Here is a 26595-nt window from a genome sequence, read left to right as displayed (position 1 = left end):
TCACTGGCATCGTCCCGGTCCATAATAAGTTTTGATGGATCCGTTAAAAAATAGAATTTTTTGATCGATGGATCAGTTTTCGGTATCGAGGACCCTGCGATGGATCTGAAGCAACTGCGCGCGTTCGTCACCGTGGCGGAAACCGGCAATGTCACGCGTGCGTCGAACCTGCTGAATCTCGTGCAGCCCGCGGTGTCGCGCCAGTTGCGCCTGCTCGAAGAGGACATGGGCACGGAGCTGTTCGACCGCAGCCGCCACGGGATGCAGCTCACGCCGTCGGGCAAGACGATGCTCGAGTACGCGCGGCGCATCCTCAACGAGGTGGCACGGGCCAAGGCCGAGATCCAGCCGACCGACGGGCCCGTCGCCGGCATCGTGAGCATCGGGCTGCTGGCCAGCACGTCGGACCTGCTGGCCACGCGGCTGGCCGGCGAGGTCGCGCGGCGTTACCCGCACATTTGCCTGCGGCTCACTATCGGCTATGCCGGGCACCTGCAGGACTGGCTCGAAGCCGGCGACGTGGATGCCGCGCTGTTGTACGGGCAGAAGGAAACGCCCGCGCTGCACGTCAAGGCGCTGATCGAGGAAAGCCTGTGGGCCGTGGCCGCGCCGTCCGTGGGGCTGTCGCGCAAGCGGCCGGTCGCGCTGTCGCGCGTGGCGAGCGAGCCGTTCATCCTGCCGTCCGCGCCGCAGGGCCTGCGCGCGGCGATCGAGCACGCGGCGGCCGAGGCCGACGTGACGTTGCGGGTAGTGGCCGAAACCAATGCACTGAGCGTACAGAAGGAACTGGTCGCGCAAGGTCACGGGTGGACGATTCTGCCGGCGGTCGCCGTCACGCAGGAGATCGAGCAGCGCTCGCTGAGCGCGGCGCCGCTCGCGCCGCCCGGGCTGCGGCGCACGATCGTGCTGGCCGCGCCCAGCAGCCGGCAAGCGACCGCGCCGGTGCGCTGTGTGGTCGCCGTGCTGCTCGACTGCGTAAAGGGCACCTTCGAACAGGGCCACTGGCCCGACGCGCGCTGGCTCGGCTAGGCCTGCCGGGCGGACAGGCCACGGCGGGCGTGCCCGTCCGGCAGGCCCCGGCAGTATCGGCCGGAGCCGCGCGGCGCTTACTTCAGCGGCATGCAGATGCGCGTTTGCAAGCGAGCGGGCGGTGTAGTGCGCGGGTCGTTCAGGTATTGCTCGAACATCGGGAAATCGGCCGGCACCATGCCGCTGGCGGGCAGCCACTCGGAGAACATCCAGTTATACGGCTGGTCCATTTCGTTGTACGGCCCGGTGTAAGTCAGGATCGCGCAGCGGCCGGCCGGAATCTCGAAGCGCTCGAGTTCGTCGCCGAGGTCGGCGTCGGACGCGACGGACATGCCCGCCATCGAGCGCAACCGGTCGGACGGCACCTGTTCGGGATCGTCGAAATACACGCCGAAGCCGATCGCTTCGGGACGCGCCAGGCCGCGGGCGGCGGCCAGCATGAACGCACGGGTGAAGACCGGGCCGATTTCCTGATAACTGCCGCGATGCGGCAACGCGGCCAGGACGGCGCCGGGGAAGGTTTCGATGGTGACGGGATACATGCCGAGCTCCTTGGGATTGAACGGACGGGAGCGGGCCGCGCGGTAGCGCCCCGGCGACAGGCCGAAGGTCGCGCCGAACGCGCGGGTGAAGGCAGCGTCCGACGCATAGCCGGCACGCTGCGCAACATCACGCAATGGCGCCCCGGTCCCGCCCAACGCGACTGCCGCGCGGTGCATGCGCAGGCGCTGCACGGTGGCGTTCACCGTTTCACCCATCAGCGCGCGGTAGACGCGGTGAAAGTGATACGGCGACAGGCACGCGAGGTCGGCCAGCTGGTACAGATCCGGGTCGGCCTCGGGGTGACTTGCCAGCCAGCGCAGGACAGGCTCCATGCGCAGCGCGTATTGGGTACGGGTTCGGGGTTTCAATTGCGGGCTCCTGGGGAGCAATGTAGGGTCGGCGCGTTTGCAGATTTTGCGGTTTTTAGGGATGGCTGTGAACGGCTGGCTCGCGCGGACGCCTGACCCGGCCGCACTCGTGGAAGTGACGCGTCGTCGCCGAAGAACGTGGGAATCGCGTCGAACCCGCCGCCGTCGCGATCGGCATGCGCGCCGTGCCGGGGCGGTTCGAACCCGCGCTGGAGTCAGTCGCCGGGAAGGTTGGGGCCCGCAAGCGCAGCGTTGCTTGACGACATTTCATGCCGAAGATCGAACGACGCGGTGCGAGTACACCTTGTCGAGTGCCGCTGACAGGGTCGCGTGGCCGTTTTCCGTCACGGTCGGTGTACAGCCCGCGATGTGCGATCGATGTGTGTACGGGGGATTGTGCGAAGGGTGGTTCGCATTCGGGACGCAGGCCGTTGACGATGACGCCGGCTGCGAACCTGCCAGCGGCCGCGCGGCGAACTGGCGGCCCGAACGTCTGACTATGGCGCGGCCGGCGGGGTGGCCCCGCCCGACTGCGACGCCCCGCTCATTGCCGGCCGGCGCCCGTGTTCTGGCCGTTCATGGCTGCCACGCGTGCCTGGGCAGCCTGCAGGTTTTCCGGGTAATGCGTATTTCTGGCCATGGATGGCTTGTAGCCGGCCTTTTCGAGTTGAACGAGTTCGTTCCGGACTTCTGCACGGGTCATCGTCGACTGTTCGGATTGCGCGAACGATACGACCGGGACGGCGAGCATCGCGCCGATCGCAACAGCTTTAAGAAAGGATTCCATAATGATTTACCTCGGATACGGATTAAGCGCGGCGCTGACAACCTGCTTGTCAGCTGCCGGTAAGAACAGTGTAGCCGAGGCCGCGCTCCCGTGCTGGTAAAACATTATTGCTTAAAGTCGTTATTTCGTATTTATAAACGTCATTTCGAAAAAATCGAATGGGTGATTCGAAATGTTCGATTCATCCAGGAATAAAAATGACTCGACGGGAAACACATTCCGAAAACCGCGCGAACCTGGCTGCTCGCGTTCACCGCCGCGCGATGAATCGCTCGAGCAGATCCGGGTGGTCGAACTTGTCTCGCCACCATTGCAGCGCGCGGCCGGCTTCGTCGTCGCGCCATGCGAGGTAGCACTCGGCCGTTTCGCGCATTCCGGTTACGCGGCGTGTGACGAGTCGGCCTTCTTCGATTGCGCGGGCGGCAATGCTTGCAGGAAGCGTGCCGACAGCAAGCCCTTCGCATTGCACCGCCAGCTTGGCCTCGAGGGTCGGTACCGCGAGATACGGTTGAGACGGCTGGAACGCCGACGAACGCAGGAGCGATTCGCGCGAAGGGCCGCTGACCACCGCGCAACGGTATCGAGTCACGGCTTCCAGCGTGAGCGGTTCCGGCATCGTCGCAAGAGGGTGATGCGGCGCGACCGCGAAAACATAACGCAGCGTGCCGATCGGGCGCGCGACGATGTCCGTCAGCGCGGGCGGCTCCCCCGTTGCGCCGACCACGAAATCCGCGCGTCGCGACACGAGTGCATCCCAGGTGCCGCCAAGCACATCGGTCGACAGGTGCAAGCGCGTGTCCAGATCGAGCGCGTCGAATTCGCGCACATAGGGCCAGAAGCGTGCCAGCGGAACAATCTCGTCGACGCATATGCGCAGTTCGGTCTCCCAGCCATCCTGGATCCGTTGCGCTTTCCGCTCGAGTTGCTCGGCCGCAACGAGCAACCGGCGGCCTTCCTCGATGACGACTCGCCCCGCGCGAGTCAGCTTTGCGCGGCGGCCACTACGATCGAACAGGGTGACCCCCAGGTCGCTTTCGATTTTTTGCACGAGATAGCTGAGCGTCGACGGAACGCGATGCAACATCGCGGCCGCCTCGGAGAACGTGCTGGTCCGGTCGATCGCATCCAGTGCCTCGAAGGCTTCGAATGACAGCTTCATTGTTGTTTTCCTCGGTGCAAAGACGGGCGAATGCCCGACAGGCTTTCGTGGCTCATGGTGTTTCACGCGAAATTCAGTCCGATCGCCGCAGCAGGACATGCCGCGCCCCTCGGCCGATCGGATGTCTGCTCTCGTTTGCTTCACCGATCAGGACAATTCAGGTGTCTTAATAAAAATCCCGTTGCCGTCGTGTAACGTGTTGAGGCGTGACTCGGACGAAGCACGATCGATATCAGTCGAACCGGCGCCGGCACGTAGAACCTTGTCATTCGATCATCGACGAAAAAAGGAGAATCACATGAAAAAGTCCAGGCTGGCGCCGCTCGCGCTCGCAGTCCTGACGGGAGTCGTGCTGCTGGGTGCACCGGTCGCGAACGCACAGGATGCGGGCGGAACATCGGCCGCCCCCGACACCCCGACGTCGAAGCAGGAGTTGAAAGCGCAACGCAAGGCGCAACGCAAAGCCGCTCGGCAGAAGCGGAACCAGGAGCTGAGCGCGCTCGAGAAGAATGGCTATCGTGTGAGCAAGGACGATCATTATCCTCAGAGCCTCCAAAGGGCGGAGCACAAGGCGGCAGTCCAGAAAAGCACCGGCGACTCGCCCGCTCCCGGGCAATAACGATCCGGCGCCGGGACCCGCGCCGCTGCGCCGGCGCGGGGCGAATCACGGTGCCCCGCCGCACGCCCGGGCACGCTGGCCTCATGCAATCGTCGACAGCACCAGGCGCTCCGAGCCATATTCATGCAAACGATTGCGTTCATGATGATACCCATCTCCTCCTCATAATTCGCTTGATTCAGGGTTAACACTCTATCCGCTGGTGCAGATCGGCGAGTACTATTGCATCAAGTTATGCAAACGATTGCATGGAGAAAGTCATGACGGAAGAGACAGTTGCAAGTGCGATTACCGACGATCCCGCGTCTGTTACCGCGATCGTCAAGGCGGCGATGGCGGGAACCCGGGACGCCCGGTTGAAGGAGATCGTCGATGCGCTGGTCGATCATGGGCACGCGTTCCTGAAGCAGGTGAAGCTGACCGACGAGGAGTTCGAGCGCGGTCTCTCCTTCATCCGTGCCGCCGGGCATGCGTGCAACGAACGACACAACGAGGTGGTGCTCCTGGCCGACGTGCTCGGTTTTTCAACGCTCGTCGCATTGCTGAACAATTCCGACTCGACGGAGCGTACGCCGGGCGCATTGCTCGGGCCGTTCTACCGTGGCGGTTCGCCGGTCTACGAGCAAGGCCAGTCGATCGCAAGCGCGGGGTCGCCTGGCTCGCCGCTGTTCATGCGCGGCCGTGTGCTCGACGTGTCGGGCCGGCCGGTCGCGAACGCGACAGTCGACGTCTGGCAGGCATCGCCGGTCGGTCTTTACGAGAACCAGGATCCGAGCCAGCCCGAGCGCAACCTGCGCGGTCGCTTTCATACCGACGCGCAAGGGTGGTTCAACTTCCGCACCGTGCGCCCGGCCGGATACCCGGTGCCCGTCGACGGCCCGGTCGGCGCGCTGCTCGATGCGCAGAACCGTCATCCGTACCGGCCCGCGCACATCCATTTCGTGATCGTCGCCGAAGGCTATGCGACGTTGGTATCGCAGGTGTTTGCCGACGATTCCGAGCATCTCGACTCGGACGTCGTATTTGGCGTGAATCGTCGCCTCGTCGGCAATTTCGAGCGTCATGACCCGCGGACGGGGCCACACGCTGAAACGAACGAGGTGTACTACACGCTCGATTTCGAATTCGTCATGGCCGACGGTACGCCGACGTACCCGACGCCGCCGATCGACTGAACAGGAGAGAGTCGTGTCACGCAATCTGAAGGATAAAGTCGCTGTCGTTCTCGGCGGTACGGGCGGGATAGGTGTCACGACCGCGGCGCGTTTCGCCGAAGCGGGCGCGCGCGTGGTCGTGGTCGGGCGAAGCGACCTCGATGCGGCGCAGCGCCTCGCCGACACGCTGCCCGGCGACGGGCATTCCGCCGCGGTCGCGACGATCACCGAGAGCGCGACGCTCGCCGCACTGGCCGACGAGGTGCGCGCGCGTTACGGGCGTGCGGACATCCTGGTGAACGCCGCCGGCTTCACGAAGCCGGTTCGTCACGCGGATCTCGACGCACTGACGGACGATCTGATCGACGAGATCATGCAAGTCAACTGGCGCGGCCAGTTCGCGGCGATCCGCGCCTTTCGCGCGCTGCTCGACGAATCCGGCGACGGGCTCGTCGTCAACGTATCGTCGATCGCGGGCACGACCGGCAACGGCAGCAACGTCGCCTATTGCGCGGCCAAGGCGGGCATCGACGTGATGGCGCTGTCGCTCGGCCGCGCGCTTGCGCCGCGCATTCGGGTGGTGAATGTATCGCCCGGCGTCGTGGATACGCAGTTCGTTCCCGGGCGCGGCGACGATTTCAACGAAAAGGCCGCCGCGACGACACCGCTTCGCCGGATCGGCGCACCGGACGATGTCGCGACCGCCATCGTCGCCTGCGCGACGACGTTGACGTTCACGACCGGCGCAACGATCGTCGTCGACGGTGGCCGCCGGCTGAACTGATTGCCTGGAGACCTTTCGATGCATGCTCGCAAGACCATCATTACCTGCGCCGTTACGGGCAACATCACGCGACCCGACCAGCATCCGGGCCTGCCGGTCACGCCCGAGCAGATCGCGAATGCTTCGCTCGAAGCCGCGCAGGCCGGCGCCGCCGTCGTGCATATCCATGTCCGCGATCCGGCCACGGGCAGACCCTCGATGGACGTCGATCTCTATCGCGACGTCATGGCCCGGATTCGCGCGGTCGATCGCGAACTGATCATCAACCTGACGACCGGCCCGGGCGGGCGTTTCATTCCGAGCGACGACGATCCCAAGGTGGCCGCGCCGGGCACTACGCTCCTGCCGCCCGAAAAGCGCGTGGAACACATACTCGCGCTCAGGCCCGACATCTGCAGCCTCGACCTGAACACGATGAATTCGGGGGGCGATGTGGTGATCAACACGCCGAAGAACGTTACGCGGATGGCCGAAGTAATCCGCCGGGCCGGCGTGAAGCCTGAGCTCGAGATTTTCGACTCCGGCGATATCCACCTGGCGCGGGACCTCATTGCGAGCGGCGTGCTCGACGGCCCCGGGCTCTGGACCTTCGTCAGCGGCGTCAAGTATGGATTCACGGCGTCGCCGGAAACCCTGCTCTATGCGCGCGGGCTGTTGCCGCCGGGCGCGATATGGTCCGCGTTCGGGATCGGGCGTTTCGAGTTTCCGATCGTCGCGCAGGCGTGGCTCGCGGGCGGACACGTGCGTGTCGGTCTCGAGGACAACATCTATATCGAGAAAGGCGTGCTCGCCGAAAGCAACGCGGCGCTCGTCGCGCGGGCACGCGAGATCGTCACGCTGCTCGGCGGCGAGATCGCGACGAGCCGCGACGCGCGCGAATGCCTTGGTCTCGCGCGCTGAGTGCAACGCGACACACGGTATTCAAGAGCGGCGCATGGATGCGCGACGGGCCGACGGTCACCGCGCCATGCGTCCGAATCGACATTTTCCAGGAAACCATCGAGCATGAAATGCATTCGCGTCCAGCAGAAAAGCGCTGATATCAGCGCGCTCGCACTGAGCATCGACACGCAACCTGTCCCGACGATCGATACGACCGACTGCCTGGTCGAAATCGAGAGCGCGGGCGTCAACCCGAGCGACGTGAAGGCCGTGCTCGGTTTCATGCCGCACGCGGTGTGGCCGCGCACGCCGGGGCGAGACTACGCGGGGCGCGTGATCGACGGCCCGCCGGGCCTGATCGGCAAGGAAGTCTGGGGCAGCAGCGGCGAGCTCGGCATCCGTCGCGACGGCACCCACGCCAGCCATCTCGTCGTGCCGACGCACAGCGTGCGCGAGAAACCGGCAAACCTGACGATGGACGAGGCAGGCTCGATCGGCGTACCGTTCGTCACCGCTTTCGAGGGCTTGCACCGTGCCGGCGGCGTGCGACGCGGCGACGTCGTGCTCGTTCTGGGCGCCAACGGCAAGGTCGGGCAGGCGGCCGTCCAGCTGGCGACCATGGCGGGGGCGGAGGTGATCGGTGTCGTGCGCGACGATCCGTCGTACATCGGGCACGCAAACGGTGATGTCACGATGATCAATGCGTCCGCGGAACCGTTCGACGAGCTCGTGCTCGAGATGACGGCCGGCCGCGGCGCGAACATCGTCTACAACACGGTCGGGAGTCCGTACTTCGAGCGTGCGAATCGCGCGATGGCCGTGCGTGGCACGCAAATCCTGATCTCGACGATCGAGCGTGCGGTGCCGTTCGACATCTTCGCGTTCTATCGCGGACAGCACACCTACGTCGGCATCGATACGCTCGCGCTCGATACGCGACACTGCGCCGACATCCTCGACGCGTTGCTGCCGTCGTTCGAGCAGGGTTCGTTGCGGCCGTTCCCGATCGATGCCGGTTCCGTGTTCGATCTTGCGGATGCGGCACACGCGTATCGGGCGGTATTCGGCGGCACCGCGAACCGGGTGCTGCTCAAGCCATGAACGTCACGCGCTTTCGCGACGCGCCCGACTACTTCCCGCCGAATCACTTCGGGATGCAATGCGTTCGCCTGCAAGGACGCGAGGCGGGCCCGGCGGAATCGCTGTGGCTCGGCGTGTCGACGATCGAACCGGGCGGGCACACGACGATGGACGGGTCGGATGTCGAGAAGCATTACGTCGTGCTGGAAGGCCGGGTGTGCGTCGACGCGGACGGCGTCGAAGTCGAATTGCAGGCGTTCGATTCGTGCCGTCTCGCGCCGGGCGAGCGGCGTGCGCTGCATAACCGGTCGGACCGCCGCGCCAGGATCCTGCTCGCGATGCCGTTCGCGCGTCCTGCGCGCGACTAGCTGCGAACGCGGGCCGGGCGGCACAACACCGCCCGCGGCAGCTCGCCGTGAACGCAATCGGCCGGGCTGCCGCGAAGATCGGACGATCCGGCAAACCGCAGGCCATTCCGGTCAGGTTTCCGGCCGCCCGCAACCTTATATTTGTCTCACCTGATTCGCACTCGCACGCCGTGACGGCGGCGACCGTTTCGGTGGTAGGCCGATCGGCGCGACGCGTCAGGTCGCGCGCGCCCGGCTGCCTGCCGCCCGCGGTGCACAGGTCGACCCACGCACAATCAGTTCCGGCGGCAGCGTGATGCGCATCGGCGCCTTGCCCGGTGTCGTGATCATGCCGAGCAGCAGGCGCGCGGCCTGCCGGCCCATCTCGCGATGCTGGATGCGCAGCGTGGTCAGCGACGGATTCAGCATGTCGAGCAGCGGCATGTCGTTGTGCCCGATCAGCGAGATGTCCTTCGGGCACACGATCCGCCGCTCGGCAAACACGTCGTAGCAGCCGAGCGCGATCAGATCGTTTGCCGCGATGATGGCGGTCACGCTGCGATGCGTGTCGAGCAACTGCGCGCAGGCGAGGCGCCCGGCTTCGCGCGTGAACTCGGCTGCTTCCACGACGACGTTGGCCGCGAGATCGTGCTGCTGGGTGGCGATCTGGAAGCCCTGCAGCCGCGACAGACCGGTCGCGAGCCGCTCCGGCCCGGACAGGTGCGCGATGTGCTTGTGCCCGAGCCCGACCAGATGCTCGACCGCGAGCCGCATCGACAGGAAATCGTCGTTGACGACTTCCGGCACGTGGCCGCCGTCCTCGCCGCGATTGACGAGCACCACCGGCACGCCGTCGAGGATGCAGCGCCGCACGAGCGGATCGTGCCGCGCGGCTGTCGCGAGGATCAGGCCGTCCACCTGGCGCTCGAGCATCTGCTCGAGCATCCGTTCCTGGTTCTTCGGCTTGCCGACGATGTTCGCGATCAGCACGCCATAGCCTTCGGCCGCGAGTTCCTCCTCGATGCCGCAGACCATCGGCGGGAACACCGGGTTCGAGATGTCGGGCAGGCAAACGCCGATCACCTTCGATTGCCCGCCGCGCAGCGCGGAGGCAAGCCGGTTCTGCCGATAGCCGAGCGACTTGGCCGCGGCGAGCACACGACGCACGACTTCGTCGCCGATCAGGTGGCGCGTGGCCGGATTGAGCACGCGCGACACCGTCGACGCATTGACGGATGCCGCCGCGGCGACTTCGCGAATCGTGACGCGGCCGGTGCCGCGCGCTTCGGGGGATTGGCTCATGGAACCCGCTGGAGAATAGGCATCCGATTGTATCCATGCAATGGGTTGCGATCAATGTTGCAGGTGAAACCCTAATGTTTTCAGCACTAAACCTCATTGACAGCACAGTTCCATTGAGTAGGATATGCACACGTTTGCATAAAGTAAATCACATGCCGGATGCAATCGGCCGAACCGTGGCCGAAGTCGAAGATGCCATCGACAATCGGGCACGCAAAAGCCCGGAAAAACCCCGGTCGATTCAAAGATGCGACAGGTAACGTCGATGCGTTGCCCGGTCATCTTTTGTCTGAATTTATGCAAACGGTTGCACGCTGTTACCCGGGATGTCATGCCGTCAGGCGGCGTGGCCAATCTGAACGACGTACAGGAGCCAGTGGATGGAGACGAACCTTAAACCCGAACGCCAGCCGGCGCGCAAGCGGGCCGCGATGTGCATCGTCGCCGCGTCCGCCGCGACGATCGGCATCTTCCACGGCGCGAGCGCGCTTGCGGCAAGCGAGACGATCGCCGCCTTCTACAAGAACCAGGTCGATCCGCATTTCGCGCTCGTTCGTGCCGGTGTCAACGCCGAGGCGAAGCAGCTCGGCGTGTCGGTCACGAACTACGCGCCGACGCGGCCGAACGATCTCGGCGAGCAACTGAGCGAGCTGGAAGACGTCGGCGTGAAGAAACCGAACGCCGTGCTGTTCATGGGCGTGAACCCGCACGGCGTCGTGCCTGCGATCCAGAAGATCAACGCGATCGGCATTCCGGTCGTCAACTACAACGATCGTGTGGCGGGCGGCAAGTTTTCCTCGGTCGTGGTCGCGGACGACTACAACCTCGGTCTCGACGTCGCGCGTTACCTGTTCAAGAGCCTCGGCGGCAAGGGCAATGTCGTGATCCTCGAAGGCGTGAAGGGTTCGACGACGAGCGACGAACGCGAACGCGGGTTCAGGAAAGCCCTTCAGGAATTCCCGGACGTTCACCTGCTGGCGGCGCAGCCGGCGAACTATCAGCGGCTGCAGGCGCTTCAGGTGATGGAGAACCTGATCCAGTCGAATCCGAAGATCGACGGCGTGCTGGCGGCCGCCGACGTGATGGCGATGGGCGCGATCGAAGCCCTCGAGGCCGCGGGCCAGAAGCAGGTGAAGGTCGTCGGCATCGGCGGCGTGCCCGAGTCGGTCAAGGCGATCAAGGAAGGGCGGTTGCTGGCAACGGCCGAATTCAACGGCTTCAAGATGGGCTGCATCGCGACGATGGCCGCGGTCCGCACGCTGCGCAAGGAACCCGTGCCCGACACCGTGCTGATCAAGGGCATCGTGATCGACAAGACGAACTATGCGCCGTTCGAGCTGCCGGGCGATCAGCGTCAATGCCCGGCCTGGAGCGACGTGGCCAGCAAGTGACGCGCGCGGCCGGGCGGGCCGTATCGCGGGACGGCGCCGCGGCTGCCGCATGACGCACGGCCGCGCGCCGACCTGCACCGTGGAGATGAGCATGGAAACTTTGACCGGGCGCGTTCCGCGTCTCGAATTACGCAAGATCTGCAAGCATTTTCCTGGCGTGGCGGCGCTGACCGACGTCGACCTGACGCTGTACGCGGGCGAGGTGCACATGTTGCTCGGCGAAAACGGCGCCGGGAAGTCGTCGCTGATGAAGGTGTTGTTCGGCGCCTACCGTGCCGATAGCGGCGAGATCCGCTACGACGGCGTGCCGGTCGCGATCGAATCGCCCGCCGACGCGAAGCGCCTGGGCATCGCGGTGATTTTCCAGGAATTCTCGCTCGTGCCGCATCTGTCGATCGCGCAGAACATCTATCTCGGCCGCGAGCCTCGCAACCGCTTCGGCCTCGTCGATCACCGGCGCATGCATTCGGATGCCGCCGTCGTGCTCGCGCAACTCGGGCTCGCGTACGACACGCGAACCCATGCGGCGGACCTGGGGGTTGCGCAGCAACAGATGGTCGAGATTGCGAAAGCGCTGTCGCACGACGCGCGCGTGCTCGTGATGGACGAGCCGACCGCAGCCATCTCGGACCGCGAAGCCGACGCACTGTTCGCGGTCGTGCACCGGTTGCGCGACGCAGGCGTGGCGATCGTCTACATCTCGCACCGGATGAAGGAAGTGTTCGATCTCGGCGATCGCGTGACCGTTCTGCGCGACGGCCGGCTGGTGACCTCGATGCCGGCCGGCGACGCGACCCCCGACCAGTTGATTGCGCTGATGGTCGGGCGCAAGGTCGGCGCGGTCTACGAGCGCCGGTATTTCGGTGCATGCGGGGAAATGGCGCTCGACGTGCGCGAACTGACGACATCGACCGGCGTGAACGGGGTCGACTTGCAGGTGCGCTGCGGCGAGATCGTCGGATTGTCGGGCCTGGTCGGCGCCGGGCGGACCGAGGTCGCGCGCGCGGTGATCGGCGCCGATCCGATCAAAGGCGGGCGCGTCGAGATTTTCGGCAAACCGGTGTCGGGCGGCCCGCACGAAGTCGTCAGGCGCGGCGTCGGCCTGATTCCGGAAAACCGCAAGCAGGAGGGGCTCGCCCTGCGTCGCTCGGTCCACGAGAACTTGCTCGTGTCGAGCCTGTGGCATCTGTTCCCGAAGGGCTGGTATCGCCCGGCGCGCGCAACCCGGGCGACGCGCGACCTGATCGACATGCTGCGGATCGCGCCGGGCGACCCGGCGAAGCGGGCGCGCAACCTGAGCGGCGGCAACCAGCAAAAGATCGTGATCGGCAAGTGGCTCAGTGCCGAGTGTCGCCTGTACATCTTCGACGAGCCGACGCGCGGCATCGATATCGGTGCGAAGACCGAGATCTTCAACCTGATCGAGCGGCTGGTCGAGGAGGGGGCGGCCGTCCTGCTGATCAGCTCGGAGCTGTCGGAGATCGTGCACGTATGCGATCGCGCATACGTGATGCGCGGCGGCGCGATTTCGGGCGAACTGCAGCGCGAACAATTGAGCGAGCAAAACATTCTCGGTCTGGCCATGCATGGAGGTTGACGATGTCGATTGAAACGAAACGGAATGGCAGGGATCCGGCAGCGCGGCGCAAACGGCCGCTGCCTTCGATCGTATGGGCCAGTGTCGCGCTGGTCGCGGCGGCGGCTTTCGGCGTACCGGGTTTCGCGTCGCGTGCGAATCTGGTCGATATCGGCCTCCAGGTCTCGATCCTCGTGATGATCGCGATGCCGATGACCCTGGTGATCCTGAGCGAGGGGCTCGACCTGTCGGTCGGCGCGTTGCTGAGCCTCTGCGGCGTCGTGTTCGCGCAGTCGCTCGGCGTCGGCGCCGGCATCGTTGCCGCGCTCGGCGCGGCGGCGGCGGTCGGCATCGCGATCGGCCTGCTGAACGGCACGCTCGTCGCGCGCCTGGGGCTGCCGCCGTTCGTCGTGACGCTTGGCACGCTCGGCGTCGCGCACGGTGTCGCGCTCGTGATGACGGACGGCAATGCGGTGGTCGTCACGAATCCGCTCGTCGGAGCGCTTTACGGTTCGTCGGTACTCGGCGTGCCGTTCCCGATCGTCTGCGCGCTCGCGGCATACGCCGTTACGCATCTGCTGCTCTACCACACCCGGTTCGGCACCTATGTGTTCGCGATCGGCGGCAACCGGGACGCACTGACTTTGGCCGGTGTCCGGGCGCGTATCTATCACGTCGCGATCTACGTGATGAGCGGCCTGTTCGCCGGCCTTGCCGCGCTGCTGCTCGTCGGCCGCATGAACTCGGCGGAGCCGAATGCCGCGATCGGCATGGAGTTCGACGCAATCGCGGCCGTCGTTCTGGGCGGCACGTCGTTCGAGCGCGGGGAAGGGTGGTTGCCCGGCACGGTGATCGGCGTGTTGACGATCGGCGTGCTGCGCAATGCGCTCAACCTGGTCGGCATCGAATCGTCGCTGCAGGTCGTGACGATCGGCCTGCTGGTTCTGGCGGTCGTCGTTGTCGACAGTGTCCTCAAATCCCGCGTCGCAGGAGCACAAGCATGAGTATCCAGATCCCATCCCGGCTTGCGTCGATGCGCGTCATCGGCATCGATCGACGTGGCCGCCTGTCCGAAGACGCGACCGCGCTGATCTATCGCGCCGTGTTCGTCGGTGTCGTTGCCATCGCGCTCGCGTTCGCATCGGACAGTTTCGCCACGTCCGGCAACCTGCTGAACGTCCTGCGCCAGGCCAGCCTGATGTTCCTGCTCGCATCCGGTCTGACGATCGTGATCCTGTCGGGCGGGTTCGACCTGTCGATTGCCGCGAACCTCACGCTGTCCGCCTGTCTGGCGGCCGGCGCGATGAAGGCCGGTGTCTCCCCGTGGTTCGCCGTCGCGATATCGATGTCGTGCGGCGCGTCGATCGGGCTCCTGAACGGCCTGGCTGTCACGCTCCTGCGGCTGCCGCCGTTCCTAGCGACCTACGGGATGCTCTGGGTCGTGCAGGGGCTCGCCTTTCATTACATGGGCGGCAACGAGATCTTCGGCTTCCCGGCCGGTTTTCGTGCGCTCGGCACCGGGTTCTGGTGGGGCGTGCCGATTCCGGTCTACATGATGCTGCTCGTGCTGGTCGCAGGGTCGGTCGTCACCGCGCGCCTGAACATCGGCCGCGAGATCTACGCGATCGGGGCGAATCCGGAAGTGGCGCGGCTGTCCGGGATTCCGGTGCGCCGCCGCCGGATTGCGGTCTACACGATCAGCGGGTTGATGGCAGGGATCGCCGCGGTCGTTTATCTCGCGCGCGTGAATGCGGCCGATTCGGCGATGGGCGATCCGATCCTGCTGCCCGCGATCGCGGCGATCCTGATCGGCGGTGCGTCGCTGTTCGGCGGAACCGGAACCCTGCTCGGCACGCTGCTCGGCTGTCTGACCCTGGCCCTCGTCATCGATGGAATGAACCTGCTGAACCTCAATGCCAACCTGCAGCCGCTGGTCGTCGGCGTCGTGCTGCTGGTAGCAGTGCTCACCGATGCGCTCGGCCGCCGGAATGCCGAGCGCGGCGGCTGACGGTCCGCAGTCAAGACCGTCCCGACGAAAACAAAGAGACGATTTGACAAGCGACGGGACTCTTCGGCGACGGTGGCCGGCCGAAGTGTCCTTAACATGAAGTCCAGGTGATCGGCATCGCACGATCCGGTTCTGGCAAAAAATCAGATCGGCTCTCGTGACCTTTCACTACCGAAGTAGCTACCGGAATGATTAGTTATACAGATAAAAAAAGCATTCCATCCGCGGGCATCCGGCATCGAAAGACTGAAATGGAGGGGTAGACAGTGGTGGAGATGAAAAAAACAGCGATCGCGGCACTGATCGGCGTGGCATTGAGCGGCTCGGCCTTCGCGCAGAGCAGCATCTCGCTCTCAGGGAAGATCGACAACGGCCTGACTTACGTGACGAACGAAGGCGGGCATCACAACTTCAAGATGGACAGCGGCGTGCTGTTCCCGAACCTGTGGATCATGTCGGGGGCCGAAGAGCTGGGCGGCGGTTACCGGGCGATATTCAAGCTGTCGTCGCTGTACAACCTGAACAACGGGCAGTTGAACCAGCCCGACACGCTGTTCGGGCAACAGGCGTATGTCGGCGTGCAGACGCCCTACGGGATGATCACGCTGGGCAAGCAGTTCGACTTCACCGCCGAATTCCTCGCGCCGCTCAACGTCAGCTCGGCCGGCAGCGGCTACGCGATTCACCTCGGCGATTTCGACCGCACGAACAACGACCGGCTGACGAACTCGATCAAGTACATGAGCCCGACGTGGGGCGGCTTCCAGTTCGGTGCGATGTACGGGTTCAGCAATACCCCCGGCAGCTTCCACGACGGCAGCGGCTGGAGCGCGGGCGTGCAGTACACGAACGGGCCGCTGACGCTCGCGACGATGTACACGTTCGTCGCCACGCCGACGATCGACCCGTACGCACAGATCGGCGTGCATTCGTTCTTCGGCCTGCCGGTCGCGACCGGTTCGGGCGACAGCGTCACCGACACCGCGCCGTCCTTCCAGATCCGCTCGCTCGGCACGCTCGGCGTCGGCGGATCGTACGCGATCGGCAACGTCACGCTGTACGCGGACTACACCAACACGGTGCTGAAGTTCCAGGACGCGAAGTCGGTCATGAACGTCTACGAAGGCGGCGCGACGTGGCAGGTGACACCTGCGTTCCAGCTCGTCGGCGGCTATCAGCACACCAGCTTCGAAGCGCACGCGTGGAACCAGGTCACGGCCGCGGCGCTGTATTCGTTGTCGAAGCGCACGACGGTCTACCTGTCGTCCGATTACCTGAAGGCGTCCGCGGGTGTGGATGCGGTGATCGGCGCGAGTTTCGCACCGGCGCCGACCGGCCATCAGGCGGACATCCGGGTCGGCCTCGCGCACACGTTCTGACCGTATCGCCCGGCGGTCGGCCGGCATGGTGTCGGCCGACCGCGCAAGCCTCGCATTCCGGTTCGTACCGGGTCTATCGATGAGTATCAGGAGGAGTCAAAGATGAAAAAAGCCTATGTCGCATTTGCCATGATGAGCCTGACGGCGGCCGCCGCCGTTGCGTGGGGCGCCGATGCCGGCGGCCCGAAGTTGATCACGACCATTCCGGTCACGAGCGAAAAGTCGTTCGGTTTCGATATCAGCGCCGTGTCGGACGGCAACTATTACCTCGCCGACGGTGCGAACGGAACGCTCGACGTATTCGACGCGAAGACGATGCAGCTGCGCGACCGGATCAAGGCCGACTTCGCGGGTATCGGCCCGTCGCACGAGAAGTCGGGCCCGTCGGGCGTGCTGCCGATTCCCGGCACGTCGCTGGTGTATGTGGGCGACGTGAATTCCGTCAAGGTGATCGACGTCGCCTCGAAGCAGCTCGTCAAGCGCATCGACGTCAGCTCGTCGGGCATTCGCGTGGACGAAGGCTGTCTCGCACCGAAGCACCATGTCGCGATGTTCGCGAGCGGCGCCGAGCAGCCTCCGTTCGTGACCTTCTTCAATACCGACACGCATTCGGTGATCGCGAAGATGCCGCTCGCGGACTCGACCGGCCTCGAGGCGTGCGAGTTCGACGCGAAGAACGACAACTTCGTGCTGAACAACGACGGGACCAAGGCCAACCCCAAGGGTGAGGTCGACCTGATCCCGGTGAAATCGGTGCTCGAAGGCAAGCCGGTCGTTCAGGCCGCGCTGAAGCTGAAGGGCTGCGACAGCCCGAGTGGCCTTGCGCTCGGGCCGGGCAACGATGCGCTGATCGGCTGCGATCCCGACGAAGGCGGCAAGCAGACGACGCTGATCATCGACCGGACGAACGGTACGCCGCTCGCTCAACTGCCGTTCGGCGGCGCCGACGAGGTGGCCTACGACGCGGTTTCGAATCGCTACTTCCTCGCCGGCGGCCACCACTCGGCCGACAACATCTCGCGGGTCGGCGCGAAGGACGCGAAGTTCGACCCCGCGCTCGGGATCATCGACGCAAGCACCCGCAGCCTCGTGGCGATCGTTCCGACCGGCAAGTTCTCGCATTCGGTCGCGGTCGACGGTGAGTCGCATCACGTATTCGTTCCGTACGGCGCCGGCTCGTCCGCGCAGTTCCCGGGAACCGGCGTCGCGGTGTTCGCGACGGAGTAAGGGCTCCAGTGTGGTGATTGTCCGCGGGAGATGGGCTCCCGCGGATTTTTTTGAGCATCACGCCCTGCCGCCGCGTGACATCGAAGATCGGACGCGAAGGTAAATCGCGAGGCTGGATGGTCAGGTCGCCCGGCCTGGCCGGACGTACGCTGGAGCTTGGGCGTACAGGGTGAAGTGGAGTCAGGAAATGGAAGTGAAATTCAGGTTACGGGTTCGGCGGTGGCTGAAGCTGGCGGGCGTTTGGGCCGGGCTCGCCGGCGCCATGCACGCTTCGTTCGCCGAAGACACGCACGGCAACGTCGCGGTGACGACCTATGTGCTGAGCTACGCGCAGACGCAGACGCTGCTCTCGCTCGCCGTCGCCGAGGCGAACGCGCGACACCTGGCGATGGGCTTCGCCGTCGTCGATCCCGGCGGTCATCTGCTCGCCGCGGTGCGGATGGACGGCGCATCGTTTTCGAGTGTCGACTTCGCGCGCGGCAAGGCGTTCGCATCAGTCGCGCTCGGCGGCCAGTCCGGCGTCACGCTCGAACATCGCTATCGCGACGATCCGTCCGAGTACAGCAACATGTCCGGCGCCGGGTATTACGCGCCGTTCCTGCCCGGCCGCGGCACGTTCCCCGTGTTCATGAACGGCCATCTGCTCGGCGCGCTCGGCGCGGCCGGCGCGCCATCCGAGACCGACGATCAGGTGGTGCTGAAGGCGATCGCCGGGCTCGGCGCTCAATCCGCGCGTTGAACGCGCGTTGTCCTTAAAACCAGGTCTGGAAGACGTATGAGACACAACATGGAAATGGAACACCCGGGCGACGTCCCGGCAAGCGACATGGAGACGCGTGGCGCGGTGACGATGGACGGGACCTCGCAATGCCGCCGCACGATGCTCAAGCTCGGCTTCGGCGCGATCGCGGCAGGTTTCGCCGGCGTCGCACGCGCGCAAACGGCGGCCCCCAAGGCGCACGCCGCCACGATGCGCGTGGTACCGGGCGGCAACACCGTGAAGCTCGTGCCATCGTGGAAAACGGTGCAGGTCGGCCAGATGACACCGGATGCGGTGGCGGCGGCATCGATCCGGTCCGGCGACACGGTGTGGTACGACGGCACGTGGACCAACTGGGGTAATGAAGCGAAGTACGGGATGGGGTTCAAGGAGCGCGAGCCCATCCGCAAGAAATATCCGAACGGCGCGTTCTCGTTGATCGGGCCCGTGGAAATCGAAGGCGCCGAACCCGGCGACGTCGTCGAATGCCGCATGCTGAAGATGCGCCCGATCGACTGGGGCTGGAACTCCGCGCCCCCGGGCGTCGGCGCGCTGCCGGGCGACTTCGGTCCGTATCTCCGTTACCTGAAGTTCGACGATGCGCGCACCTACGCGTCGTATGTGCCGGGCGTGCAGATTCCGCTGAAACCGTTCCAGGCCTATCTCGGCACCCAGCCGCCCGGTGACCGCGTGACGAGCGCGAACTTCGCCGGCAGCTACGGCGGCAATCTCGACTGCGCGGTGCTCGGCGTCGGCACCTCGATCTTTCTGCCGGTGCAGGTGGCCGGCGCACGTGTCTGGACGGGCGGGTCGATGGGTGCGTCGGGCGAGGGCAACATCGATCAGACGTCGATCGAATCCGCATTCGAGGAGATGCGCATCCAGTTCGTGCTTCACAAGCGAGCGTCGCTCAACGGCCCGCTGGCCGAGACCCCGGAGCACTGGATCGGCTTCGGTTTCGCCGACAGCCTCGACGACGCGCTGGTTGCGTGCATTCGTCAAACGATCGGCTGGATGGCATCGGCCACCGGCATTGCGGCGGTCGATTGCTACGGCATCCTGAGCGTGGCGGGGAGCTTCCGGATCACGCAGTACGCGCACCAGACCGGAACCGTCTACAAGACGGAACCGCCGAAAGGCGTGCACTGCATGGTGCCGAAGAACATTTTCTCCGCCGAGATGCTGCGGCGCCTGTCGGACCACGTGCGCGCATAAGCGCATGTTCTTCATGGCTTCGGAACGAGCGGCCGACCGGGCCGGGTCGCGCTTCACGGCGAACCGGCGCGGGCGCGCCGCAGGAGGTTACGTAGTGAAACAGAATGATCAACAGACCGCGGTCGACACCGGCATGGCCGAGGTCGGCGGCATGAGCCGGGCAGTCGCGCTGCTCGTTTGCTTTCTCGTCGTCGTGCTCGACGGCTTCAATACGACGTCGATCTCGTTCGTCGTCCCGACGCTGGCGCGGGACTGGCATCTCGCGCCGGCTGCCTTCACGCCGGTATTCGTCGCGACCAATGTCGGCGCGGCAATCGGCTTCATCGTCACGGGCTCGCTCGCCAATCGCTTCGGACTTCGTGCGGTAGGGCTGGCCAGCGTCGCGCTGTTCGGCGGCTGCACGCTGCTGACGATGTCCGCGAGCAGCGTGGCGTTGCTGTCGGTGCTGCGCGTCCTGGCGGCGATCGGGCTCGGCGCGGCGCTGCCGATCGCGATCACGGCATCGGCGACGATCATCGGCACCAAGCACAAGGTCGCCGCGTCGGTACTGGTGACGACCGGCATGTCGGTCGGCGCGGTGATCGGCGGGCTGATCGGCGGCCCGCTGATGCACCGGTTCGGCTGGCAGTCGGTGTTCCTGGTCGGCGGCGTACTGCCGTTCGCGGTCGCGCCGGCGTTCTTCCGGATCCTGCCCGCGGCAGCATCGCCGGCAAGGGGCGCGCAGCATCCGGCGCGGCCGGTGGCGAGCCCGGTGCGCGCGCTGTTCGCCGACGGCCGCGCGGGTTATACCGCCGTGCTGTGGCTGTTCTCGTTCCTGATCTTCATGGACGTCTATGCATTGCTGTTCTGGCTGCCGACCATGCTGCTCTCGTTCGGCTTCTCGCTCGACCGCGCACCGGCCGGCATGGCCGCGTTCAGTGTCGGCGGATTGAGCGGCAACCTGCTGATGACGGCCGCGGTCACGGCGATGACGGTATCCGGGCGGTTGCGTGTGAAGTCGGCGCTGGCGGTGGGGATCGTCTGCGTCATCGCCGGCATCGCGGCGCTGAGCCAGGCCGCGTTGTCGCCGTTGGCCGTGCTGCTGTCGATCGGCGTGATCGGCGCGGGGCTCGTCAACGGGATCATGGGGCAGACCGCGCTGGCGGTCGCGGTGTATCCGCCGAGCATCCGCGCCACCGGAGTCGGCTGGGGGCATGCAATCGGGCGGATCGGTTCGTTCGTCGGCCCGGCGATCGGTGGGGCGCTACTCGCGACCGGCTGGGATCCGCGCAACATCGTGCTGGTCGCCGTGGTGCCGGCGATCGCCGCGATTGCCGCGCTCGGCGCGCTGGCGATCATCGGCCGCCGTGCGGGCGGTCGCGAACCGGCCGCGGGCGGCGCGCCGGCCGGGCACTGAATCGTTCTCGACACGTCTTCCTGGAAACTTGCGGAATCACGCTCAATCATGAAAATCATTGCTTACTCGGACGCCGGCCATCAAGCGCTCGGCGTCGTCACAAGCGACACCCACTTCGTCCCGGTCGCGGAAATCGCGCCGGATCTGCCCGCGAATCTGATCGCGATCCTCGAGATGGACGGCGGGCTCGAACGCCTGCGCGAATCGGCTGCCGGCAAGACCGGCACGCGGCTGCTCTCGTCCGTGACGCTGAAGCCGTTCCTCGACAGGCCGAACGCGATGTGGGCGCTCGCGCTGAACTTCAAGAGCCATATCGCGGAGACGGGGCTGCAAACGAATCCCGACTATCCGCATCTGTTCCTGCGCACGGCCGCTTCTTACGTCGGCGCGGGCGAGCCGATCGTCGCGCCGCCGGAAGCGGTCGCCCGCGCGTTCGACTACGAGGGCGAGCTCGGCGTGATCATCGGCAAGCCGGGACGCTACGTCCCCGTCGAGCGCGCGCTGGACTACGTCGCCGGCTACACGTGCCTGAACGAGGGCTCGGTGCGTGAATACCAGGTGCACAACCGGCAATTCGGCCTCGGGAAATGTTTCGAAGCATCGGGGTCCTACGGACCGTGGCTGATGACGTCGGACGAGTTCGGCGACCCGGCGAAGCGCACGGTGCTCACGCGCATCAACGGCGTGGTGCGGCAGCGCGCACCGCTCGACGACATGCTGATCGACGTCGCGCGCACGGTCAGCTATCTGAGCCGCGGCTACCGTCTGCGGCCCGGCGACCTGATCGCGATGGGAACGCCGGGCGCGCTGAAGCCGGAGCCCGACGACGCGGAAGGGAACGACCTGTCGCGCCAGTACGGCCCGTTTCCGACGCCGGGGCTCGTGCACATGCGCCCGGGCGACTGGGTCGAGATCGAGATCGACGGACTGGGCGTGCTGGCCAATCCGGTGATTGCCGATCCGTCGGAACTGCTGGCCTGACCTGAGCCGCATGCGCGCATCCGCGCGCGTGCGGCAAAAATGACCGCGCCGGTCGGTCGAGTCATTCGAGATCGAGCTTGACCGAATGCCGGCGAAAATCGCTGGGCGGCACGCCCATGTGCTGCGCAAAGAAGCGCGTGAAGTGGCTATGCTCTTCGAAGCCGAGCTCGTCCGCGATGTCGGCGAGCGGCCGGTCGCTCTCCGCAAGCAGCCGGATCGCATGCGACATGCGAACCCAGTCGATGAAGTGCTGCGGCGAGATGCCCATGCAGCGCCGGAATTGCTCGAAAAAGCGCGACCGCGACAGCCCGACCTCGGACGCGACCTGCGTGACCGTCATGTTCGCGGACGGCGCGCGCTTGATGAAATCAAGCGCTTTCCGGATTCTGAAGTCGACCGGGCGCGTTGACGGCGCGATGCGCGTGGTCAGCTCCGGATCGGCAAAATCGCGACCGAGCGCCGTGACGAGATCCTCGAGAATCGGCAGGCAGCCCGCATCCTGCGCAACCAGATGATTCGTGATGGCGGCCGCCAGACGATCGACGTGATGCTGCACGTCCGGTGTCACGACGACCAGCTTGCGCGGGAAGATATCGGCCGGGCCGCCGTCCGCCAGGCCGAGCCGTTTGCGCAGCCAGGGCGTTTCGATCACGAGCGACAGGATCAGCGACGGCGTGTCCTTGTTCGCGCACTTTGCGTGTTCGACCCATGGATTCAGGCAGATCGCGGCGTCGGCGCTGAGCGTGCATTCCTCGGCACCTATCCGGAACTCGCAGTCGCTCCCGCCGAGTTTGAACAGGAACTGGTACTGCGAATGCGCATGAGCGACCAGCGGCCGGCTGATGAAGTTCACCGTGGCACGGCCGAACTCGCCTTGCAGAATCCACACCGGCTTTTCCGATTCCATTGCTGCCTGCACCATTTCAACCTTCTCCGGTATCGCCGCGGCTGGAACGCCGTCGCAGGTTGCGCCCGTTTCGCGTCGATGCAAACAGCTGGCACCGTTGCGATAAAGAGGCGTCGCCTGAACGTCCGCACAAGCCATCTACTAAATCAAATGCGCGGCGGCACGTCAATCCGGGGAAGATCGCAAATGCTGCCTGCGCAACGCATCGAAATGCAATGCAGCAAAAAATCCGGACGATCCGGTAAGCCGTCGCTTCAAACGACCATCGCTCCGCACGCATGAAAGATAGAGTGTGAAGCGAGCGGGCCGCACGGCGCTGCCCGGACTGGTCCGAGTTGACGAGAGGCTGAGGATGAAAGCTTGGTTTGAACGCGAGGGTATCCGTTTCGCATATGAAGAGTCCGGCCCGAAGGACGCGCCGGTGGTCGTTTTCAGTCACGGTTTCCTGATGGACGGCGACATGTTTCGACCGAACGTCGACGCACTGAACGACGCGTTTCGGTGTGTCGTCTGGGATCAGCGCGGCTTCGGCGCGACGGGGCCGATCGACCGCGCGTTCAGCTACTGGGATTCGGCCCGCGACCTGATCGCGCTGCTCGATCACCTCGAAATCGCGACGGCTTCGCTGGTCGGGATGTCGCAGGGCGGTTTCGTGTCGATGCGCGCGGCGCTGCTCGAACCCGCCAGGTTCCGCGCGCTCGCGCTGATCGCGACGCGCAGCGATCTCGACGACGCACCGGTGATCGCGTCGTTCGAGGAGCTCAAGACGGAGTGGGCGCGAAATGGCGCGACCAACGTCGCCGAGCACCTTGCCGGGTTCCTGCTTGGCGCCGGCTATCCCGCGTCTGCATGGATCGAGAAATGGCTGAAGATCCCGCGCGACCACTTCGAATACCCGGTCGATGCGCTGACGTCGCGCGACGACATCACACCGCGGCTCGCCGAGATCACGCATGCGTCGATCGTCGTCCATGGCATGGCCGACGCGGCCATTCCGCTGCGTTGCGGCGAGGCGCTTGCCGAAGGGCTGCCGAACTCCAAGGGAATGGTTGGCGTAGCCGGGGCCGGACACACGCCGAACCTGACCCATGCGCGCGATGTCAATCCGAAACTGCGGGATTTCCTGCTGCGCTACGGGCGCTGATCGCGTCGATGTTCTCAAACTGACGGAACAGCTTCGCTCATGAATTCGTCAGATATTTTATTTAAATACAGGAATCCGAATCGAATACGGGATTCCAGGAATAAGGAAGGAACATGCTTTTCATCGTCTACTGCCTCGATCATCCGGGTATGGCGGAGCGTCGTCAGGCTCACTTTGCCGCGCATAAGGCGCGGTTGCTCGCTTCTCCGTTGAAGGCGCGCATTGCAGGGCCGCTCATCGATCCGGACGGCTCGGTGGGCGGAAGCCTGTTCCTCTACGACGCAGACGATATCGAAGCAGTGCGGCGACTCGTGCTCGACGATCCGTTCCATACGGAAGGCATCTGGAAGACGGTCGACATCCGGTTTTTCCTGAACCGGGCAGATGAGCACTGAGGCGCCTTCGTGCGATTCATCGGCGGCCCGTCACGCGCGCCCCATGATCCGGGTGCCGAGCGAAATCCCGAGTTCGGACAGCGACGCGTTGGTCGCAAGCTGAACGGCTTCCCAGCGCGACAGCGCCGCGTCGAACGCCGGGCCGTGCGCGACGCCGCGCAGCGACTCGGCAAGCCCGACCGCATTTTCCGCCGCTTTCGCGACGCCGGCGGCCGTGTGCGGCCGCACGAGGCAGGCCGCGTCGCCGAGCAGTACCACGCGCCCGAAAGCCATGCGGTCGACCGCGAGATCGAGGATCGCCTGGGCGAACGGCGCCTGCGTTGCGTCGACGAGCGCGGCGAGCGTCGGCGCGAGCATCCGGTTGCCGGCCTCCACGAGTTCGAGCCGGTTGTCGTCCCGCATCGCGCCGGGCGGCAGCGAACCGTCGCGCTGCGTGCCGTCCTGTGCGAGAAACAGCGACGGCATGCGGTCCGCTGCGAGCCGCCGGTACCAGACCCAGTTCACGCGACGCTTGCCCGGTTCGATCGCGCCGTCGCGGCCAGGCACCAGATACGTCAGGAACAGATGCGCATCGCCTTGCTGAAACGTGAAGCGGTTGCGCAGTACCTGCAGCACCGTATCGGAAAGCAGGTGCTCGTCGACGAGCCCGCGCCACGCGACATAACCGGCATAGGTGGGCCGCGCATCGGGCAGCAGTTGCGCGCGCACGTTCGAGCGACCGCCGTCGGCGCCGACCAGCAGGTCGGCCCGCTCGACGCGGCCGTCCGCGAAATGTGCGATCACGCCGTCGCCTTCGGGCTCGAACCGCTCGAACGATACGCCGGCCTGTACGACGTCCGCGGGCAGCGCGCGCTTCAGGGCCGTGTAGATCACATTCCACGCGGTCTGCGTTTGCGGCATGTAAAGGCGTTGCACGACGCGGTCGTGTTCGTCGAGATAGATCCGGTCGCCTGAATCGACGCCCGCGTCGTGCGGCACGGGCACGCCGCCGAACGAGAATGCGCGTTCGATCGGCGCTTGCAGCACGATGCCGCCGCCGCGGCTGTCGAGGTCGTTCGGCGATTGTTCGAACACCTTGACGCGCCATCCGGCCGCCCGCAGTGCGGTCGCCGTGAATAGTCCGCCCACCGATCCGCCGATGACGACCGCCAGCGGACTGGAAACGTCGCTCATGATGGTTTTCTCCCGATCATTCGTTGCGCGCGCATCGATTCAGCCTTCCCAGTGCTTCAGGAAGTCGAGCAGCAGCGCGTTTACGCGCTCCGGCTGCTCCTCCTGCGGCAGGTGCCCGCACTGCGCGATCGGCTCGGCACGCAAGTTCGTCGCCATGCCTTCCCACACGGATTTCATGTCGAACATCCTGCCGACCGCATAGAAATCCTCGCCCCAGATGGCCATAGTCGGGCACGCGATCCGGACGTCCGCGTCGACGAGATCCTGCTTCACGTCCTCCGCGTTGGCGCGATAGTCGGCCAGTGCGCCGCGCACGGCGCCCGGGCGCTGGTACGCGCGCACGTAGGTGTCGAACGCGTCGCCGGAGATCGCGTGCGGGTTGTAGCACCAGTCGGAGAAGAAGTAGCTCAGCCACTCGGCTTCCTTGCCGGCGATCAGCGCCTCCGGCAGATCGGGCACCTGGTGGAACAGGAAGAACCAGTACGCGCGCGCCGTTTGCGCGGTCATGTTCTGCGCGACGATGCGCGTCGGCACATTGTCCATCACGACGAGGCGGTCGACGCGTTCGGGGAAGTCCTTCGAGAAACGCGTCGCGACGCGTGCGCCGCGATCGTGCCCAACGAGCGCGATGCGGCCGATGCCGAGTGCATCGAGCAGCCCGGCGATGTCGCGTGCCATGTTGCGTTTGTCGTAACCGGCGGCCGGCTTGTCGGTTTCCCCGTAGCCGCGCAGATCGGGCGCGATCACGCGGTAGCGCTGCGCCAGCGCGGGAATCTGGAAGCGCCACGCGAAGCTGGTTTCCGGAAAGCCGTGCAGCAGGACGACGACGGGCCCGCTGCCGGCATCGATATAGTGCTGGCGGATACCGTTCGCGGTGACGGTGTGATGGGTGATCGAAGGCGTGGCGGCGGTCATGTGAGGATCCCTGTTCGGTTCGGCCTGCGCGCGGCGGGCGCGTGCGGAGATGCCTTTCGAGGATAGGCGAAACG

25 protein-coding genes and 1 pseudogene are annotated in these 26595 nt (G+C 65.5%); 19 read left to right on the top strand and 7 right to left on the bottom strand.

The features are described 5' to 3' along the window. Positions 1–99: 99 nt before the first annotated feature. Positions 100–1029, top strand: a complete 930-nt coding sequence (locus tag KEC55_RS33220; RefSeq protein ID WP_282511574.1) for a LysR family transcriptional regulator — start codon at positions 100–102, stop codon at positions 1027–1029. A 77-nt stretch (positions 1030–1106) separates the two neighbouring features. Here KEC55_RS33220 and KEC55_RS33215 read toward each other — a convergent pair whose 3' ends face one another. The 3 genes and pseudogenes from KEC55_RS33215 to KEC55_RS33205 all read right to left on the bottom strand — a co-directional run bounded on the left by KEC55_RS33215 (position 1107) and on the right by KEC55_RS33205 (position 3886). Then, positions 1107–1940, bottom strand: coding sequence for an AraC family transcriptional regulator (locus tag KEC55_RS33215; protein ID WP_282511572.1), 834 nt, complete (start codon positions 1938–1940; stop codon positions 1107–1109). A 497-nt stretch (positions 1941–2437) separates the two neighbouring features. Then, positions 2438–2727: pseudogene (locus tag KEC55_RS33210) on the bottom strand (DUF4148 domain-containing protein). 250 nt (positions 2728–2977) lie between these two features. Beyond that, positions 2978–3886, bottom strand: coding sequence for a LysR family transcriptional regulator (locus KEC55_RS33205; RefSeq protein ID WP_282513093.1), 909 nt, complete (start codon positions 3884–3886; stop codon positions 2978–2980). Positions 3887–4184: 298 nt separating this feature from the next. On the opposite strand from KEC55_RS33205, the gene KEC55_RS33200 reads away from it, so the two are divergent. The 6 genes from KEC55_RS33200 (at position 4185) to KEC55_RS33175 (ending at position 8773) form a co-directional block, all read left to right on the top strand. Then, complete coding sequence (locus KEC55_RS33200; protein WP_282511570.1) at positions 4185–4505, top strand: DUF4148 domain-containing protein; 321 nt, start codon at positions 4185–4187, stop codon at positions 4503–4505. A 260-nt stretch (positions 4506–4765) separates the two neighbouring features. Continuing rightward, positions 4766–5680, top strand: coding sequence for a dioxygenase (locus tag KEC55_RS33195; RefSeq protein WP_282511568.1), 915 nt, complete (start codon positions 4766–4768; stop codon positions 5678–5680). Positions 5681–5693: 13 nt separating this feature from the next. Then, positions 5694–6443, top strand: coding sequence for an SDR family NAD(P)-dependent oxidoreductase (locus KEC55_RS33190; RefSeq protein ID WP_282511566.1), 750 nt, complete (start codon positions 5694–5696; stop codon positions 6441–6443). 18 nt (positions 6444–6461) lie between these two features. After that, positions 6462–7343, top strand: a complete 882-nt coding sequence (locus KEC55_RS33185) for a 3-keto-5-aminohexanoate cleavage protein (protein WP_282511564.1) — start codon at positions 6462–6464, stop codon at positions 7341–7343. Positions 7344–7448: 105 nt separating this feature from the next. After that, on the top strand, positions 7449–8426 hold the full coding sequence (locus tag KEC55_RS33180) for a quinone oxidoreductase family protein (protein ID WP_282511562.1): 978 nt from the start codon (positions 7449–7451) through the stop codon (positions 8424–8426). Next, positions 8423–8773, top strand: a complete 351-nt coding sequence (locus KEC55_RS33175) for a cupin domain-containing protein (protein WP_282511560.1) — start codon at positions 8423–8425, stop codon at positions 8771–8773. Before KEC55_RS33180 ends, KEC55_RS33175 begins: the two co-directional genes overlap by 4 nt. A gap of 216 nt (positions 8774–8989) precedes the next feature. Here KEC55_RS33175 and KEC55_RS33170 read toward each other — a convergent pair whose 3' ends face one another. Further along, positions 8990–10054 carry a LacI family DNA-binding transcriptional regulator gene (locus KEC55_RS33170; protein WP_282511558.1) on the bottom strand — a complete coding sequence of 355 codons (1065 nt, stop codon included), beginning with the start codon at positions 10052–10054 and terminating at the stop codon, positions 8990–8992. Positions 10055–10434: 380 nt separating this feature from the next. Between KEC55_RS33170 and KEC55_RS33165 the strand changes: the two genes are divergently transcribed. The 10 genes from KEC55_RS33165 (at position 10435) to KEC55_RS33120 (ending at position 21987) form a co-directional block, all read left to right on the top strand. Then, the gene (locus KEC55_RS33165; protein ID WP_282511557.1) at positions 10435–11445 is read left to right on the top strand and encodes a sugar ABC transporter substrate-binding protein; all 1011 of its coding nucleotides are present in this window, start codon (positions 10435–10437) and stop codon (positions 11443–11445) included. A 91-nt stretch (positions 11446–11536) separates the two neighbouring features. After that, complete coding sequence (locus tag KEC55_RS33160; protein ID WP_282511555.1) at positions 11537–13042, top strand: sugar ABC transporter ATP-binding protein; 1506 nt, start codon at positions 11537–11539, stop codon at positions 13040–13042. 2 nt (positions 13043–13044) lie between these two features. Next, positions 13045–14025, top strand: coding sequence for an ABC transporter permease (locus KEC55_RS33155; RefSeq protein ID WP_282511553.1), 981 nt, complete (start codon positions 13045–13047; stop codon positions 14023–14025). Continuing rightward, on the top strand, positions 14022–15029 hold the full coding sequence (locus KEC55_RS33150; RefSeq protein ID WP_282511551.1) for an ABC transporter permease: 1008 nt from the start codon (positions 14022–14024) through the stop codon (positions 15027–15029). The genes KEC55_RS33155 and KEC55_RS33150 overlap by 4 nt, the downstream gene beginning before the upstream one ends. A gap of 275 nt (positions 15030–15304) precedes the next feature. Further along, entirely contained in the window at positions 15305–16408 is a 1104-nt protein-coding gene (locus tag KEC55_RS33145) for a porin (RefSeq protein ID WP_282511548.1), read from the top strand. A 102-nt stretch (positions 16409–16510) separates the two neighbouring features. Further along, complete coding sequence (locus KEC55_RS33140) at positions 16511–17635, top strand: YncE family protein (RefSeq protein WP_282511546.1); 1125 nt, start codon at positions 16511–16513, stop codon at positions 17633–17635. A 187-nt stretch (positions 17636–17822) separates the two neighbouring features. Further along, positions 17823–18374 carry a GlcG/HbpS family heme-binding protein gene (locus KEC55_RS33135; RefSeq protein WP_282511545.1) on the top strand — a complete coding sequence of 184 codons (552 nt, stop codon included), beginning with the start codon at positions 17823–17825 and terminating at the stop codon, positions 18372–18374. 48 nt (positions 18375–18422) lie between these two features. Beyond that, positions 18423–19610, top strand: coding sequence for an acetamidase/formamidase family protein (locus tag KEC55_RS33130; protein WP_282511543.1), 1188 nt, complete (start codon positions 18423–18425; stop codon positions 19608–19610). A 94-nt stretch (positions 19611–19704) separates the two neighbouring features. Beyond that, on the top strand, positions 19705–21006 hold the full coding sequence (locus KEC55_RS33125) for an MFS transporter (protein ID WP_282511539.1): 1302 nt from the start codon (positions 19705–19707) through the stop codon (positions 21004–21006). A gap of 48 nt (positions 21007–21054) precedes the next feature. Then, positions 21055–21987, top strand: coding sequence for a fumarylacetoacetate hydrolase family protein (locus KEC55_RS33120; RefSeq protein ID WP_282511537.1), 933 nt, complete (start codon positions 21055–21057; stop codon positions 21985–21987). 61 nt (positions 21988–22048) lie between these two features. On the opposite strand, the gene KEC55_RS33115 is transcribed toward KEC55_RS33120, so the two are convergent. After that, positions 22049–22909 (bottom strand): helix-turn-helix domain-containing protein, encoded by an 861-nt coding sequence (locus KEC55_RS33115; protein ID WP_282511535.1) that lies wholly within the window; start codon positions 22907–22909, stop codon positions 22049–22051. 337 nt (positions 22910–23246) lie between these two features. Here KEC55_RS33115 and KEC55_RS33110 point away from each other — a divergent pair, with 337 nt between their 5' ends. Both KEC55_RS33110 and KEC55_RS33105 read left to right on the top strand, forming a co-directional pair. Next, positions 23247–24038: an alpha/beta fold hydrolase gene (locus tag KEC55_RS33110; RefSeq protein WP_282511533.1), complete on the top strand. Its 792-nt coding sequence runs from the start codon at positions 23247–23249 to the stop codon at positions 24036–24038. Between the two features lie 113 nt (positions 24039–24151). Further along, on the top strand, positions 24152–24433 hold the full coding sequence (locus KEC55_RS33105) for a YciI family protein (protein ID WP_044847093.1): 282 nt from the start codon (positions 24152–24154) through the stop codon (positions 24431–24433). 30 nt (positions 24434–24463) lie between these two features. Here the strand turns inward: KEC55_RS33105 and KEC55_RS33100 are convergent, their stop codons facing one another. Together KEC55_RS33100 and KEC55_RS33095 are read right to left on the bottom strand one after the other, a co-directional pair. After that, positions 24464–25606: an FAD binding domain-containing protein gene (locus KEC55_RS33100; RefSeq protein ID WP_282513071.1), complete on the bottom strand. Its 1143-nt coding sequence runs from the start codon at positions 25604–25606 to the stop codon at positions 24464–24466. A 39-nt stretch (positions 25607–25645) separates the two neighbouring features. After that, positions 25646–26521, bottom strand: a complete 876-nt coding sequence (locus KEC55_RS33095) for an alpha/beta fold hydrolase (RefSeq protein WP_282513069.1) — start codon at positions 26519–26521, stop codon at positions 25646–25648. Positions 26522–26595: the final 74 nt, after the last annotated feature.

The organism is Burkholderia cepacia (assembly GCF_029962485.1).
Classification (GTDB): domain Bacteria; phylum Pseudomonadota; class Gammaproteobacteria; order Burkholderiales; family Burkholderiaceae; genus Burkholderia.
This window is presented reverse-complemented; position numbering and strand designations above follow the sequence as displayed.

Bases quoted from the DNA above. Each gene is read 5' to 3' on its own strand.
- KEC55_RS33220 (WP_282511574.1), top strand. From the start codon at position 100: ATGGATCTGAAGCAACTGCGCGCGTTCGTCACCGTGGCGGAAACCGGC.
- KEC55_RS33205 (WP_282513093.1), bottom strand. From the start codon at position 3,886: ATGAAGCTGTCATTCGAAGCCTTCGAGGCACTGGATGCGATCGACCGG.
- KEC55_RS33200 (WP_282511570.1), top strand. From the start codon at position 4,185: ATGAAAAAGTCCAGGCTGGCGCCGCTCGCGCTCGCAGTCCTGACGGGA.
- KEC55_RS33195 (WP_282511568.1), top strand. From the start codon at position 4,766: ATGACGGAAGAGACAGTTGCAAGTGCGATTACCGACGATCCCGCGTCT.
- KEC55_RS33185 (WP_282511564.1), top strand. From the start codon at position 6,462: ATGCATGCTCGCAAGACCATCATTACCTGCGCCGTTACGGGCAACATC.
- KEC55_RS33180 (WP_282511562.1), top strand. From the start codon at position 7,449: ATGAAATGCATTCGCGTCCAGCAGAAAAGCGCTGATATCAGCGCGCTC.
- KEC55_RS33175 (WP_282511560.1), top strand. From the start codon at position 8,423: ATGAACGTCACGCGCTTTCGCGACGCGCCCGACTACTTCCCGCCGAAT.
- KEC55_RS33170 (WP_282511558.1), bottom strand. From the start codon at position 10,054: ATGAGCCAATCCCCCGAAGCGCGCGGCACCGGCCGCGTCACGATTCGC.
- KEC55_RS33165 (WP_282511557.1), top strand. From the start codon at position 10,435: ATGGAGACGAACCTTAAACCCGAACGCCAGCCGGCGCGCAAGCGGGCC.
- KEC55_RS33160 (WP_282511555.1), top strand. From the start codon at position 11,537: ATGGAAACTTTGACCGGGCGCGTTCCGCGTCTCGAATTACGCAAGATC.
- KEC55_RS33155 (WP_282511553.1), top strand. From the start codon at position 13,045: ATGTCGATTGAAACGAAACGGAATGGCAGGGATCCGGCAGCGCGGCGC.
- KEC55_RS33150 (WP_282511551.1), top strand. From the start codon at position 14,022: ATGAGTATCCAGATCCCATCCCGGCTTGCGTCGATGCGCGTCATCGGC.
- KEC55_RS33145 (WP_282511548.1), top strand. From the start codon at position 15,305: ATGAAAAAAACAGCGATCGCGGCACTGATCGGCGTGGCATTGAGCGGC.
- KEC55_RS33140 (WP_282511546.1), top strand. From the start codon at position 16,511: ATGAAAAAAGCCTATGTCGCATTTGCCATGATGAGCCTGACGGCGGCC.
- KEC55_RS33135 (WP_282511545.1), top strand. From the start codon at position 17,823: ATGGAAGTGAAATTCAGGTTACGGGTTCGGCGGTGGCTGAAGCTGGCG.
- KEC55_RS33130 (WP_282511543.1), top strand. From the start codon at position 18,423: ATGGAAATGGAACACCCGGGCGACGTCCCGGCAAGCGACATGGAGACG.
- KEC55_RS33120 (WP_282511537.1), top strand. From the start codon at position 21,055: ATGAAAATCATTGCTTACTCGGACGCCGGCCATCAAGCGCTCGGCGTC.
- KEC55_RS33115 (WP_282511535.1), bottom strand. From the start codon at position 22,909: ATGGTGCAGGCAGCAATGGAATCGGAAAAGCCGGTGTGGATTCTGCAA.
- KEC55_RS33110 (WP_282511533.1), top strand. From the start codon at position 23,247: ATGAAAGCTTGGTTTGAACGCGAGGGTATCCGTTTCGCATATGAAGAG.
- KEC55_RS33105 (WP_044847093.1), top strand. From the start codon at position 24,152: ATGCTTTTCATCGTCTACTGCCTCGATCATCCGGGTATGGCGGAGCGT.
- KEC55_RS33100 (WP_282513071.1), bottom strand. From the start codon at position 25,606: ATGAGCGACGTTTCCAGTCCGCTGGCGGTCGTCATCGGCGGATCGGTG.
- KEC55_RS33095 (WP_282513069.1), bottom strand. From the start codon at position 26,521: ATGACCGCCGCCACGCCTTCGATCACCCATCACACCGTCACCGCGAAC.